Annotated in this window: 14 protein-coding genes; 3 read left to right on the top strand and 11 right to left on the bottom strand. The window is 68.7% G+C overall.

Annotated elements, in window-relative coordinates; genetic code table 11:
- Positions 1–10 precede the first annotated feature (10 nt).
- The 6 genes from AC07WJ_RS08340 to AC07WJ_RS08315 form a co-directional block, all read right to left on the bottom strand.
- Positions 11–322: a Zn-ribbon domain-containing OB-fold protein gene (locus AC07WJ_RS08340; protein ID WP_494934097.1), complete on the bottom strand. Its 312-nt coding sequence runs from the start codon at positions 320–322 to the stop codon at positions 11–13.
- The gene (locus AC07WJ_RS08335; protein ID WP_494934096.1) at positions 319–1,455 is read right to left on the bottom strand and encodes a thiolase family protein; all 1,137 of its coding nucleotides are present in this window, start codon (positions 1,453–1,455) and stop codon (positions 319–321) included. The genes AC07WJ_RS08340 and AC07WJ_RS08335 overlap by 4 nt, the downstream gene beginning before the upstream one ends.
- The gene (locus AC07WJ_RS08330; protein WP_494934095.1) at positions 1,455–3,551 is read right to left on the bottom strand and encodes an acetate--CoA ligase family protein; all 2,097 of its coding nucleotides are present in this window, start codon (positions 3,549–3,551) and stop codon (positions 1,455–1,457) included. Before AC07WJ_RS08330 ends, AC07WJ_RS08335 begins: the two co-directional genes overlap by 1 nt.
- Entirely contained in the window at positions 3,548–4,639 is a 1,092-nt protein-coding gene (locus AC07WJ_RS08325; RefSeq protein ID WP_494934094.1) for an alcohol dehydrogenase, read from the bottom strand. Before AC07WJ_RS08325 ends, AC07WJ_RS08330 begins: the two co-directional genes overlap by 4 nt.
- A gap of 132 nt (positions 4,640–4,771) precedes the next feature.
- A complete protein-coding gene (locus tag AC07WJ_RS08320; protein WP_494934093.1) occupies positions 4,772–5,548 on the bottom strand; it encodes an enoyl-CoA hydratase/isomerase family protein in 777 nt (258 codons plus the stop codon).
- 65 nt (positions 5,549–5,613) lie between these two features.
- Complete coding sequence (locus AC07WJ_RS08315) at positions 5,614–6,513, bottom strand: LysR family transcriptional regulator (protein WP_494934092.1); 900 nt, start codon at positions 6,511–6,513, stop codon at positions 5,614–5,616.
- A 98-nt stretch (positions 6,514–6,611) separates the two neighbouring features.
- Here AC07WJ_RS08315 and AC07WJ_RS08310 point away from each other — a divergent pair, with 98 nt between their 5' ends.
- Together AC07WJ_RS08310 and phnX are read left to right on the top strand one after the other, a co-directional pair.
- On the top strand, positions 6,612–7,361 hold the full coding sequence (locus AC07WJ_RS08310) for a sulfite exporter TauE/SafE family protein (RefSeq protein WP_494934091.1): 750 nt from the start codon (positions 6,612–6,614) through the stop codon (positions 7,359–7,361).
- Between the two features lie 99 nt (positions 7,362–7,460).
- Positions 7,461–8,261 carry a phosphonoacetaldehyde hydrolase gene (gene phnX, locus AC07WJ_RS08305; RefSeq protein ID WP_494934090.1) on the top strand — a complete coding sequence of 267 codons (801 nt, stop codon included), beginning with the start codon at positions 7,461–7,463 and terminating at the stop codon, positions 8,259–8,261.
- A gap of 8 nt (positions 8,262–8,269) precedes the next feature.
- Here phnX and AC07WJ_RS08300 read toward each other — a convergent pair whose 3' ends face one another.
- The gene (locus AC07WJ_RS08300; RefSeq protein ID WP_494934089.1) at positions 8,270–8,680 is read right to left on the bottom strand and encodes a winged helix-turn-helix transcriptional regulator; all 411 of its coding nucleotides are present in this window, start codon (positions 8,678–8,680) and stop codon (positions 8,270–8,272) included.
- Between the two features lie 155 nt (positions 8,681–8,835).
- Here AC07WJ_RS08300 and AC07WJ_RS08295 point away from each other — a divergent pair, with 155 nt between their 5' ends.
- Positions 8,836–9,480 carry a flavodoxin family protein gene (locus AC07WJ_RS08295; RefSeq protein ID WP_494934088.1) on the top strand — a complete coding sequence of 215 codons (645 nt, stop codon included), beginning with the start codon at positions 8,836–8,838 and terminating at the stop codon, positions 9,478–9,480.
- A gap of 62 nt (positions 9,481–9,542) precedes the next feature.
- On the opposite strand, the gene hpxZ is transcribed toward AC07WJ_RS08295, so the two are convergent.
- The 4 genes from hpxZ to AC07WJ_RS08275 form a co-directional block, all read right to left on the bottom strand.
- Positions 9,543–9,947: an oxalurate catabolism protein HpxZ gene (gene hpxZ, locus AC07WJ_RS08290; protein WP_494934087.1), complete on the bottom strand. Its 405-nt coding sequence runs from the start codon at positions 9,945–9,947 to the stop codon at positions 9,543–9,545.
- Positions 9,944–11,356, bottom strand: a complete 1,413-nt coding sequence (locus tag AC07WJ_RS08285) for an AtzE family amidohydrolase (protein WP_494934086.1) — start codon at positions 11,354–11,356, stop codon at positions 9,944–9,946. Before AC07WJ_RS08285 ends, hpxZ begins: the two co-directional genes overlap by 4 nt.
- A 1-nt stretch (position 11,357) precedes the next feature.
- A complete protein-coding gene (locus tag AC07WJ_RS08280) occupies positions 11,358–11,555 on the bottom strand; it encodes a DUF4089 domain-containing protein (protein ID WP_494934085.1) in 198 nt (65 codons plus the stop codon).
- 212 nt (positions 11,556–11,767) lie between these two features.
- A complete protein-coding gene (locus AC07WJ_RS08275; RefSeq protein WP_494934084.1) occupies positions 11,768–13,399 on the bottom strand; it encodes an HAL/PAL/TAL family ammonia-lyase in 1,632 nt (543 codons plus the stop codon).
- Between the last annotated feature and the right edge of the window lie 23 nt (positions 13,400–13,422).

Raw genomic sequence — 13,422 nt, 5'->3', positions numbered from 1 at the left:
CGCCATTGCGTCAAGCACGGAAAATTGTCGGCAGGCCATTCTCCATACGGACTGTGACGCGTTCGCCAATGACGAGGTCGGTCGGCCCGCGCGTCATCACCCGCGGCCCTTCGTCGAGCGTCACCAGCGCGATGCCATAGCCGCCGGGGACGTCGAGATCGGGTGTCGGCGCGCGATGCACCGAGGTCGCCGACCAGACCATGCCACCGCCCCCGGCCTCGATCGCCTCGATATCGGTCGCGGCGCAGGCCGGACACATCGCGCGCGGGAACTGCCAGATATGGCCGCAGGCGCGGCAGGCGAGAAGGGCGATGCCGCTCATGCCAGCCGCTCCAGCACGAAGCCGACATGGCTGGACAAGGTTCCGCCATCGGCGTGGCAATAGGCGAGCGGCGCGTCCGCGATTTGCCGGTTGCCGGCCTCGCCGCGCATCTGGCTGACCACCTCGGCGACATGGGCCATGAAGCCGGCGACGCCGGGATGGCCGAAGGACAGAAGCCCGCCATGAAGGTTGAGCGGCAAGGCGCCGTCGCGCCCGAACCGGCCCTCGCGGGCCGCTCGCCCTGCCCCGCCCGATGGCGCGAAGCCGAGCGCCTCCAGGAAGATCGCCAGGGTCGGCGTGAAACTGTCATAGATGCCGAGAAGCCTGACGTCGCCGGGCTTGCGGCCGGCCGTCTCGAAGGCCGCCGCACCGGCGATCCTGGCGCCGAGCCCGAGATCGCCGGGGATTTCCGAGATGTGCTGATGGGTATGGGCCTCGCCCCAGCCGGCCAGCTTGATCGCCGGCTTGCCGAGCGGCTCGGCCGAGACGATCACCGCCGCGCCGCCGTCGGTGATCGGACAACAGTCCAGCAGCTTCAGCGGTGTCGAGACCGGTTTCGACGCCATGACATCGGCGACCGTGATGGCCTTGCGCAACTGCGCCAGCGGATGGGCGCCGGCATGACGTCGCATCAGGACGGCGAGTTCGGCAAGCTCCGCCTCGGTCGCGCCGGTATCATGGAGATAGCGCGCCGCGAGCAGGGCGTAATAGGCGGGTATCGAGGCGCCGAGCGGCACTTCATGATCGGGATGGCCGACGGTTGCCAGCGTCTTCACCGCATCGTCGCGGCTCTGGCCGGTCAGGCGGTTTTCGCCACCGACCACCAGCACGTGCCGGCAGGCACCGGCCGCGATCAGGTGGCGTGCCAGCACCAGCGCCATGGCGCCGGTCGCTCCACCGCATTGCGCCTGATGGGCATGGCGCGGCTTCAATCCCAGCCTTTCGCAGACCACCGTGCCCATCATCAGATGGGGATGGGTGGTAGCGTAACCGGTGATCAGCCCGTCGAGCTGGTCGCGCGCGAGACCGCTGTCGGCCAGCGCCGCCAGCACCGCCTGTTCCATCAGGTCGAGCGGCTGCAGGCCTGGATGCTTGCCATAGGCGGTGAGGCCAATGCCGGTCAGATAGGCCATCACCGGGCCCCTGGTGTCACCAGCGCGTCGAGCATCACGGCCCCCTTGGCGCGCACCAGCAGCGGATTGACCTCGATCGTGTCGAAGCGCCCGGCATTGGCGGCGGCAACCCGGGAGAGCGCGGCCAGCGCCCTGGCGGCGGCCGCCACGTCCACCTTTGGTCTGCCGCGCAGGCCGTCGAGCAGGGCGCGTCCCTTCAGCCCGTCGATCATGGCCAGCGCCTCGGCCTCGTCTATCGGCGCGGCGCGGAAGGCAACGTCCTGCATCACCTCGACGAACAGGCCGCCGAGCCCGACCATGACCACCGGGCCGAAGACCGGGTCCATCCTGGCGGCGACGATCAGCTCGACGCCCTCGCCCGCCATCGGGCCGACCAGCACGCCGTCGATCCGGGCTTGCGGGTGGACCACCGACACCGTTTCGATCATGGCGCGCGCCCGAGCAGCGGCGTCGCCGGGCGCAACGTTCAACGCCACGCCACCCGCATCCGACTTATGCGTGATATCGGCCGAGACGATTTTCAACGCGACCGGTCCGGCGAAGCGGGCAGCAATGGCGGCGACAGCCTCCGGCGTCCCCGCGACCTGTTCGGGCAAAGCGTCGAGCCCGGCCTTGACCAGGAACGCCTTGGCCGCGGCCTCGGTCGCCTCCGCGCCGGTCAGCCCCGGCGCGTCGGCGACATCGATCGCCAGCCGCTTGTCCATCCTCAGCGCCCTGCCGATCGCGGCGAGCGCGCCGAGCGTCGCCACCACCCGGCTCGGATCCTCGTTCAGGATGAAACCCTTGGCGCGATAGGCTGCCAGCACCTCCTCCGGCGCCGACACAGCGAGAGCCATTGTGCGGTCCTCATAACCTTGCATGGCTTTGGCAATGACGGCTTGCAGCTTCTCGCCCATCACCGGCGAAGCGATCCAGGTCATGAAGAAGCCAGCCACCGCATCGACCTCGCCATCCTCCAGGATGGCGCGCAGCGCACGACCGACCAGCCCGAGATCGTTCATCGCCTGGGCGGTGAAATCGACCGGATTGACGAAGGAGCCGAGCGGGTTCTCGGCCTTCAGCCGCGCTTGCGTCGCCTCCGGCATGACCGGCAGAACCAGGCCGGCATCATCGGCGTCATCGGCCATCAGCACGCCGGCGCCACCGGAAATGGTCAGGACACCGAGCCGGTTGCCGACGAGCGGGCCGCGCCGCGCCAGCCCCTCGACCACATCGATCAATTCTTCGGTCGTGCGCGCCCGGTAGCCGCCCATCTGGCGCACCACCGCATCGAACACCTGGTCGTCGCCGGCGAGCGAGGCCGTGTGCGACATGGCGGCCGCCGCGCCGGTCTCGGAGCGGCCGACCTTGATCAGCACCACCGGCTTGCCGGCAGCGCGCGCCATGGCAAGCGCGCCGAGAAAGGCCGGCCCGTCCTTCACGCCCTCGACATAGGCCGCGATCACCTTGACGCCGTCGTCGCCGGCCATATGGCCGATCGCATCGGCGACCGTGATATCGGCCTCATTGCCTGTGGCGAGCCAACGTGCGGCGCCGAGCCCGCGCCTCCGCAGCAGCACATAGATATAGCTCGCATAGGCACCGGACTGGCCGATGATGCCGATCGGCGCATCCGGCGCCCGTTCGCCTTCGAGGAACGAGCCGAAGGTCGCGGCGTGACCGGACGAGGCATTGTAGACCCCGAGGCAATTGGGCCCGAGCAGGCGCATGCCCTTGGCGCGTGCGCTCGCCACCAGCTCCTGCTGGCGCAGGACGCCGTCGGGGCCTGCCTCCGCGTAATTCGCGGTGAAGATCACCGCACCGCGCGCGCCTTTGGCGGCCGCCTGTTCCAGCGCCGGCAAGGCGAATTCCGGCGGCACCGCCACCACCACGCAGTCGAGGCCGCCGGGCACGTCGGCCAGCGACGGATAGGCCTTCAGCCCCTGGATCTCCGCGCGGTTCGGATTGATGGGGTAAAGCGCCCCGGCAAAGCCGGTCTGCTTGTAGTATCGGATCGGCCGGCCGCCGATGCGGGCGGGATCTGCCGAGGCGCCGACGATCGCCACCGCGCGCGGCGACAGAACCGCATCGATGCCCTCGACGCGGGGACCGCTCATGCAACCGGTTCCGCCTCGAGCACGATGCGCCCGCCGGCCCGTCCGGCGGCGAGATCGGCGAGCGCTCCGTTCACCTCGGCCATCGGCCGGCGCTCGATCGCGACCGGCGGCAGGCCGACGCGGCGCGCCAGCGCGACGAATTCCTTGAGATCCCTGAGCGAGCCGACATAGGAGCCGCGAATGGTCACCGCGCGCATCGGCAGATAGGGCAGCGGATAACGCAGTTCGCCGCCATAGAGCCCGACGATCACATAGGTGCCGCCCTTGCGCACGCAATTGATGCCGAGCGTGCTGGTCTGCTCACTGCCGACGAAATCGAGCGCCGCGGCGAGCCCGCCCTGGCCGAAGGCCGAGAGCTGCTTCGCGGCATCCGGCGCGAAGGGATCGAGCGTCGCGGCGACACCGATCGTCTCGGCCGCGGCGCGCTTTTCCGGCGACGGATCGATGGCGATGACCGGTCCCAGGTCGAGCGCCTTCAGCAGTTGCAGCGCCATCTGGCCGAGCCCGCCGCAGCCGAACACCGCGATCTTTTCGCCGGCCCGATGCGGCTGGATCTTCTTGATCGCGCTGTGCACGGTAACGCCGGAACAGGCATAGGTGGCGGCGACCGCCGGGTCGATCCCGTCGACATCGACCAGGAATTCAGCATCCGGCACCAGCACATGCTGGGCGAAGCCGCCGCGCGCCTGGACGCCGTGAAAGCGCGGGGCGGCGCACAGGTTCTCTTCGCCCGTCCGGCAAAGCGCGCATTGGCCGCAACCGATCCAGGGATGCACCAGCCGGCGCATGCCCGGCTTCACCTCGGTGACTTCGGGCCCGACCGCCTCGACCGTGCCGAGGATCTCGTGGCCGAGGGTGAGCGGCGGCGCGATGCCGCGCTGGGTCAGGTCGAGCGTCCGCCCGGCGCCCAGATTGTAGGTGCCTTCGCGAATATGCAGGTCGGAATGGCAGACGCCGCAATGGCTGACGCGGATGAGCACTTCGCGGCCTTTCGGCACGGGCAGCGGCTCGGTCTCGGCGACCAGCGCCTCGCAAATGGCGTTGAGGCGCCAGGACCGGGTGGACTGGGACGAAGCGAGTGACGGCACGGCGTTTCCCCTGATGCTGAGCTGACGGCGCTGCCCCGGTTGACCCGGATGTTGGAGCGAACGCTAGCACGCGGGCGGACGCTGTAAACGCGCCAGGCGGCGGAGCCCCTGCCCGTTCCCGGCAGGGCTCGGTCAGCGGTTGTTGAACTCCGGCTTGCGCTTGGCCAGGAATGCCGCGATGCCCTCGCGAAAATCGTCGGTCGCAAACAACAGGCCTTGAGCCTGGGCCTCCATTTCGAGCGCGGTGTCGAGGTCGGTGACCGGGGTCGCCAGCACACGCTTGGTCGAGGCGATCGCGGTCGGCGCCAGCGCGGCGATGCCGGCCGCCAGGATCCCTGCGCGTTCGAGCGTCGCGCCATTGGGCGCAACCTCGTCGGCAAGGCCCAGGCGAAGCGCTTCGCTCGCGCCGAAACTTGCCGCCGTCAGCATGATCCGCCGTGCCGCGCCGCCGCCGATCCGCCGGGGCAGCGTATAGGCAAGGCCCATGTCCGGCATCAGCCCGATCTTGGGGAACGAGGCGGCGAACTGCGCGCCCTCGGCCGCCACCACCAGGTCGCAGGCCGCCGCCAGGGCCAGGCCGCCGCCCGCCGCATTGCCCTCCACCGCCGCGATCACCGGCTGCGGCCCCTTGACAATCAGCCGGATGCAATCCTGCACGACCGCCAGCCGCTGGCGCAGGCTCCAGGGTGTCGTATCCGCCATGGTCGAGATGTCGCCACCTGCCGAAAAATGGCCGCCGGCGCCGGTCAAAATGATGACGCGGACATCCGGATCAGACTGGGCCGCGACCAGGCCGGCACGCAAGGCGGTGCGCACCGGCACCGACAGCGCGTTGCGGCGCGTGCCATGGTCGATGGTCAGCGTCGCGACGGCGCCGGAGACGGATAGCGTGGCGGTGCCCTCGCTCATGAGACAGGACCTCGATCGGTGTTCGCGGAAACGGCCGCAGAGGGAAGCCGCGCGGACCGGGTCCGTCAAGCCCTGCCGCCGGCCGGCCGTGCCAGGTGCCCGACCAGTTCGCGCGCATGCAGCGGCAACTGGTCGAGCCCGCGCATGCACAGGGACAGGCGCCGCGTCGCCCAGCCGTCGCTCAGCCGGACCGGCCGGATCGCCATGGAGCGCTGGCATTTGCGGGCCGCGGTCTCCGGCACGATACCCAGGCCGACGCCGTGCTCGACCATGCGGCAGACGGCCTCGAAGCTGCGCATGCGGATCCGGAACGACAGGGGATGGCCAGCCCGGACCGCATGTTCGCCGAGATAGTCCTGCAGCGCGCTGCCGGCGTTCAGGCCGACGAAGTCATGGTCGACGACCTCCTGGAAGGATACCCTGCGCGCTCGCGCCAGCGGGCTGTCGCGCGGCACGACCAGGACCAGCCGGTCGATGGCGAAGGGCAGGCATTGCAGGGCACCGGGATCGACGGCATCGGAGATGATGCCGATCTCGGCAAAGCCACCGGCGACCGCCTTGACGATGTCGGTGCTGAGGCGCTCCTTCAGGTCGATATCGACATGGGGATGGCGCGCCAGGAAAGGCGCCAGCGCCTGGGGCAGGAATTCCGTCATGGCGGCGGTATTGGCGAGCAGGCGGATATGGGCCTTCAGGCCTTTCGAATATTCGCCGAGCTCGCCCCGCAACCGCTCCATCTGGCGCAGCACGATGCGGGCATGATGCATCAGCGCGTCGCCGGCGGGCGTCGGCTTGACGCCCCTGCGGCCGCGTTCGAGCAAAGGCAGGCCGATCGCCTCTTCCATGCCGCGCAGGCGCGCGCTCGCCGAGGGCAGCGCCATGTTCGCCTGGGCCGCGCCCTGCGTGATGCTGCCGGCCTCGACGACCAGGAAGAACAACCGGAGATCGATCAGGTCGAAACGCATGACGCAGAGCGTATCATCGGATCAGCCTTCGTCCCAGCCTAAGGCTGAATGCGCGACTTCCGCATTGTCCCGGCGGCCCGTTCCTGTCCAATGGCGCCATGATCGATTTTTCCGCACCGCATCTCGCGACCATCACCCTGACCTTCTTCCTCGCCGGCGTGGTCAAGGGCGTCACCGGCATGGGCCTGCCGACGGTCGCCATGGGTCTGCTCGCAACCGTCATGCCGCCGGTGGGCGCCGCCTCGCTGCTGATCGTGCCATCCTTCGTTACCAATGTCTGGCAATTGCTGGCCGGGCCGAGCTTCGCGGCGCTGGCCGCACGGCTCTGGCTGATGATGCTGGGCATCATGGCGGGCACCATCGCCGGATCCTGGCTCCTGACCAATGACAGCGGCGGCTGGACCACCATGGCGCTCGGCATCGCTCTCATCATCTATGCCGCGACCAGCCTGATGGCCTGGCAACTCTCGATCCCGGCGCGGCTGGAACCACGCCTGTCGCCTCTCATCGGCCTGGTGACCGGCGCGATCACCGGCGGAACCGGCGTCTTCGTCATCCCCGCCGTCCCCTATCTCCAGGCCCTCGGCCTGAACAAGGAGGACCTGATCCAGGCGCTCGGCCTGTCCTTCACCGTGTCGACCATTGCGCTCGCGATCGGGCTGGCGGGCGGTGGCGCGTTCCAGGTCGCCAGCATCGGCGCCTCGGTCCTCGCGGTCGCGCCGGCGCTCGCCGGCATGGCCCTCGGCCAGATGATCCGCCGGCGTGTCAGCCCGGTCACGTTTCGCCGCTGGTTCCTGATCTGCCTCCTGCTGCTCGGTGTCCAGCTCCTGCTGCGCCCCTTCCTCTAGGCTCGCGACGAAGACTGCGTCGTCGTTCGCGACCACCCCGACTGGACAGGCTGCCAGGACCGTCTAGGCTCCCGCCATCCCCAGGGAAGGGTTGGCGGAATGGCGCTGAAAGCCGTGGTTTTCGACTGGGCCGGCACGATGATCGATTTCGGCTCGCGTGGGCCCATGGGCGTCTTCGTCGAAGCTTTCGGCCATTTCGGCGTGCCGCTGACGATCGCCGAGGCGCGCGGTCCGATGGGCCGTCCGAAACGCGACCACATTGCCCGGTTGCTGGCGCTGCCGCGCATCGCCGCCGCCTGGACCAAGGCCCAGGGCAGCGCGCCGACGGAAGCCGACATCGACCGCGTCTACCAGGTCTTCGTGCCGATGAACGTCGAGGTCGCCGCCAATTTCGCCGATCTGATCCCGGGCGCCGCCATGATCGTCAAGGCGCTCAGGGCACGCGGCCTGAAGATCGGCTCGACCACCGGCTACACCCGCGAGATCATGGCGCCGATCCTGCCGCTGGCGGCGGCCCAGGGTTACCAGCCCGACAATCTCGTCTGCGCCGACGACCTCGACGAGGGCCGGCCGAGCCCGCTGATGATGTATCGCTGCTTCGCCGATCTCGGCGTCTACCCACCCGGCGCCGTGGTCAAGGTCGACGACACCGTGCCCGGCATCGAGGAGGGCCTGGCCGCCGGCACCTGGACCGTCGGGATCGCCGCGTCAGGCAACGAGACCGGCCTGTCGCTCGACGAATGGACTGCGCTGACGCCTTCCGAGCGCGAGCGCGTGCTGAGCCCGGCGCGCGAAAAGCTGGAGGCGGCCGGCGCCCATGTGGTGATCGACACCGTCGCCGACCTGATGCCGGTCATCGAGAGCATCGACCGGTTGATGGCCCAGGGCGAGGTGCCCTGAACCGGGAATCACGGGTCGCGCCGCGCCGCGTCATATCGTTCGCGCGCCAGATCGAGCTCGGGGAAGTGGCGTTCCGCCCACCGGTCCAGTACGACCAGCGCGTCGCCGAGCGAGCGGCCAAGTGTGCTGAGCCGGTACTCGACATGGGGCGGCACGGTCCCAAGATCGTGGCGCTCGATCAGGTTGTTCCGCTCCAGCTCCTTCAATGTCTGGGTCAGAACCTTTTGCGATATCCCGCCGATCTTGCGCAACAACGCTCCGTTGCGCGCCGGTTTTTCGGCCAGGGCCGTCATGACCAGGATGCTCCACTTCCCGGAGATCAGTTCGAGTGCGTGTCGCGCCGAACATTCGGGATCAAATACACTGGGCGTGCTCTTATTGGGCTGCGTGGAAGCAGGGAGAAGGACAGGTTTTTTCATCGTTACCAAAAGGTGCGTACTTGTCCGGCGGCTCTCGCCGGACCTAAGTACTCCGGTCAATTCTGCCATATCGCAACTGTGCGCACGCCTGTCATCCCGCCGTTTCGCACCACCGGTCGACATGACGCATGCACGGCACCGGATCGGGAAAAGCCATGAAGGCGATGATACTGAGTTCCAGCCCGCGCAAGAACGGCAACTCCGCGACCTTGGCTCACGCGGTGGCGGCCGGCTTGCGCGACGCCGGCCATGAAAGCCACTTCATCTCCGCCGGCGACATCGTGAAATCCTTCCTCGGCGATTGCCGGGTTTGCCGGCGGCCCGACGGAAGCTGTGCGATCGACGACGAATTCCGCACGAATTTCTTCGATCATTATTTGCCGGCCCACGGCTTTATCGCGGCGACCCCGATCTATTGGTATGGAATGTCCGCCCAGTTGAAGGCGTTTTTCGACCGCATGTTCTGCTATGTCGCCGCCTCCCATCCGCAATCGGCCGCCGTGGTCGCAGGAATGCAGCACAAGCGCATCGGCCTTGTTCTCAGCTCCGAGGAGACGTTCCCGACCGTCTCTTCAGGCATCGTGCAGCAGTTTCAGGAATTCAGTCGCTATACGCGCTCGACTTTCGTCGGCCTCGTGCATGGCCATGGCAATGCCCGCGGCGAGGTCTCGCGCGATCCACGGGACCCCTTGGGCAGTGCCTATCGCTTCGGCCGGGATTTCTTTGCCGCCCACGCGACGGATTATCAGATCGATACGCCCCGTTCCGGCCGGGTCTGGGCCGAGGCGCGGACATCCTGACCTCGGGCGCCGGCCGCCCCATCGGCGGGCGGGCCGTCACGACAGCCGATGCCGTGCCCACCTCAGGCCCTTGCGACCTCATCCGGCGACAGCGCCATCAGGCTGACATGGGCCGCCACCACGCGCCAGCCCTCGGGCGTGCGCATCCAGGTCTGCATTTGCCGGCCGATCTTGCCGGCCATGCTGTCGCGCCGGAACAAGGTCGCGGCGGTCGCCATGTCGCGGCCATAGGTGGTGATGACCGTGCGTTCCAGGGTTCGTTCCAGCCCCACCGGCGAACGTCCCGCCCGGAACGCGGCGATCTCGTCGAAGCCGTGGAGGATCTCGGTCGCGCCGTAGCGCACCGTGTGCGGGCTCGCCCAGAACAAGGCGTCGAGCGTCTCGACGTCATTGCTGGTCAGCGCCTGCTCATAGCGGGCGAACGCCGCCGAAACCTCGGCATGCACCTCCGGATCGTTGATGATCATGCCGGCTCCCCGAGACTTGCGACTTTCGACGCGGCCACGCCCTGCCGTTCGAGCTGAGCCGCGACGCGTATCACGATATCCTCGCGCCAGGGCGCGGCGATCACCTGGACGCCGATCGGCAATGCCTCGCCGTCGAGCCAGACCGGCACCGCCATGACCGGCAGGCCGATGAACGAAAAAGGCTGGGTGAACAGCCCGAGGGACGCCCGCACCGGCAAGGTCCGGCCGCCCGGCGCGAAGGTCTTCTGGCCGAGCGCGGGGGCCTGCGTCGGCGTCGCCGGCGCAATGATCACGTCGACATCCCGGAACAGGTCGAGCATCGCCGCGCGAAAACGGCTCCTGAAGCGCTGGGCCTTGTTGACATAGGCCGCCGGCAGGAGCGCGCCGGCGATGAACCGGTCGCGGGTATCGGGATCGAAATCATGGGGCCGGCTCTTCAACCGGTCCAGATGAAACGCCCCGCCCTCGGAATTGGTGATGACATAGGCCGCGGCCCGTGCCTCGGCGACGCCGGCGATCTCCACACCGGCCGCCGCGCCCAGCGCCTGCGCCACCCACCCGGTCGCGGCGCGCGCCTGGGCGCCGGCATTGGTGTCGAAATAGCCGGTGGCCCGCGCGATCCTGAGGCCCTCGATGCCTCGGCCCAGCACCGGCAGCAGCGGCTCCGCCAGCCGGTCCTGGCAGACCGGGTCATCGGGGTCGAAACCGGACATGGCATCGTAGAAGGCGGCGCAATCGGCGGTCGAGCGTGCCAGCGGACCGAGATGGTCGAAGCTTGCGACGAAGGGAAAAGTGCCGGCCTTGGACAGGCGCCCATAGGTCGGCTTGAGGCCGAACAGGCCGCAGAGCGACGCCGGCACCCGGATCGATCCATTGGTGTCGGATCCGAGCGTCACCGGCGCCAGGCCGGCGGCGGCCGCCGTGCCGGAACCGCCGGACGAGCCGCCGGACATGCGGCTAAGGTCGTGCGGGTTGCGCGAGGGACCGTCATGGGCATTCTCGCCGGTGAAATCATAGGCATATTCGCCCATGTTGAGCGCGCCGAGCAGCACCGCACCGGCGTTGCCGAGCCGGGCGATCAGCGCCGCATCGCGTGTCGCCAGCGCATGGTCGCGATTGATCCTGGACCCGGCCAGCGTCGGAATGCCCTTGATGTCATAGAGGTTCTTCACCGCGAAGGGCACGCCGGCAAGCGGGCCGAGAGCGAGCCCCCTGGCCCGGTTCTGGTCGACCGCATCCGCCTCCGCGAGCGCCCGCTCACGGGTCACCGCGGTGAAGGCGCCGAGTGCGGCATTGTGCGCGTCGATCCGGGCGAGATGGGCCTCAGCCACCAGACGCGCCGAGAAGCGGCCGTCGCGGATGCCTGCCGCGATGTCTGTTGCCGTCAGGCTGATGATATCCGCGGTCATCTCAGGCCTCGAACACCGGTGCCGGCTCGTCGTGATCGACGAGATCGACCGCGTCGAGTGCGCGCGCCAGGCGGATTGCGATCTGCAGGTTGGCGATCACACCGGGGCGAAACGCCTGCGGCACGGCGAGGCCGAGCACCGGCGCCACCGCGTCGATGATGCGTTCGGCCTCCTCGGGGGCGATATCAGCCAGGGGCATCAAATGTCTCCTTTGCCGGCAACCCCAGGCAATCCGCATACAGGAGACGATATTGATCGCGAGAATGCATAAATCTTAGGCAACGCCACCGCAATCGCGGCTGCGGACCGCGCCGATATCGCGGTTTTTGGCTCCCTTCGGATCTTCACTCGCCGCTCCCCTGTCCTGGCTTGCCTGAGAAAGCCTGTCAGGCAAGTCCGGGGCCAAGGGCACTACTCCAGGGTGCCGATCGCCTGCTCGACCGCCTCGACCACCGCGCCGGAGCGCACCAGGCCGAGCGCCTGGCCGATCTCGGTCGCATACCAGCGATCACCATCGAGCGCCGGCTGGATCACCTCGCGCACGGCGGCGAGCGCCGCCGACGTGCCCTTGCCGAGCGGATAGCCCTTGGCCACCGGCTCGACCAGCGACAGCGCCTGGCAGGCCATCAGGATCTCGCCGGCGATGATCTGCTCGGCGTTTTCCACCACCGTGCGCGCCTTGCGGCCGCACCAGGTCGAATTCGACACGTGATCCTCGGCATTCGACTTGCCCGGAATGCTGTCGACCGAGCCGGGCGTCGCCAGGTGCCGGTTTTCCATCACCAGGGCCGACATCGAGCACTGGACGGTGGCGAAGCCGGTATTGAGGCCGCGCTTGCCGGCCAGCAGGTTGCGCGGCAGGCCGTAGCTCATGGTCGGATCGACCAGCCGGGCCAGCCGGCGCTCGGAGATCGAGGCGAGGTCGGCAATGGCGATCGCCAGCACATCCATCACCTGGGCGACATATTGGCCGTGGAAATGGCCGCCGGAAATCGACACATAGCCGCCTTTGGCGTCGTCGAAGATCAGCGGATTGTCGGTCGCCGAATTGATCTCCGTGCCCAGGATGCCGTCGACATAGGCAATGGCCTGGCGCGCCGGCCCGTGCACCTGCGGCGCGCAGCGCAACGAATAGACGTCCTGCACCCGCGGCGAGGCCGGCGCGCCCGGCGCCCGCGCTTCGTCCGGGAAGACCACGTCGCGGGCGGCCTGCGAGCAGCGCTTCGTGCCTTCGGTCAGCCGGAGCACATTGCGCGCGACGCGGGCCTGTCCCTCGTGCGGCCGGGCGGCATGGACCCGCGGGTCGAAAGCCGCGAGCTCGCCGCGCATGGCTTCCAGCGACAGTGCCAGCGCCACGTCGACGGCCTTCAGCAGACGCCGGGCGTCATGGCTCGCCAGCACGCCGAGCGCCAGCGACACGGTCGAGCCGTTGATCAGCGCCGAGGCATCCTTGGCGCCCATCGGGAAATCCGGCGCCAGACCGGCCTTGGCGATCGCCGCTCGGGCCGCCATGCGCTTGCCCTTGTAGATGATCTCCGCCTCCGGGAAGCCGCAGACCGCGCCAGCCATATGGGCGAGCGGGGCGAGATCGCCGGATGCGCCGACCGAGCCCTTCTCCGGAATGACCGGATGCAGCCCGGCATTGAGGAAGGCGATCAGACGCTCGACCAGTTCGACCTGCGGCCCGGAGAAATTCGAGGCGAAGGCATTGGCGCGCAGCAGCATGGTGGCGCGCGTCACATCCTCGGCGAAGGGCTGGCCGATGCCGGTCGCATGGGCATAGACCGTCTTGGTCTGGTAGGGGATCATGTCGGCGATCAGCACGCGCTGATCCTTGAACAGGCCGACGCCGGTGTTGAAGCCGTACATCAGCGGCACGTCGTCGGCCATCCAATGGGCGTCGATATAGGCGCGGGTCGCGGCGATCTTGTCGCGGGCGGCCGGATGCAGCGCCGCCTTCTCGAACCGGCCCGCGGCGCTGGCCCGCGCCACGCGCACGACCTGCTCACCCCTGAGCTTCACGCCGTCGATCTTCACCGTCATGACGAACCCCCGCGCCTTCAACC

This window comes from Phreatobacter sp. GW821-FHT04C01, assembly GCF_059420385.1.
Note: the sequence above shows the minus strand (reverse complement) of the source record. Positions and strands in the feature narration are given on the sequence as shown.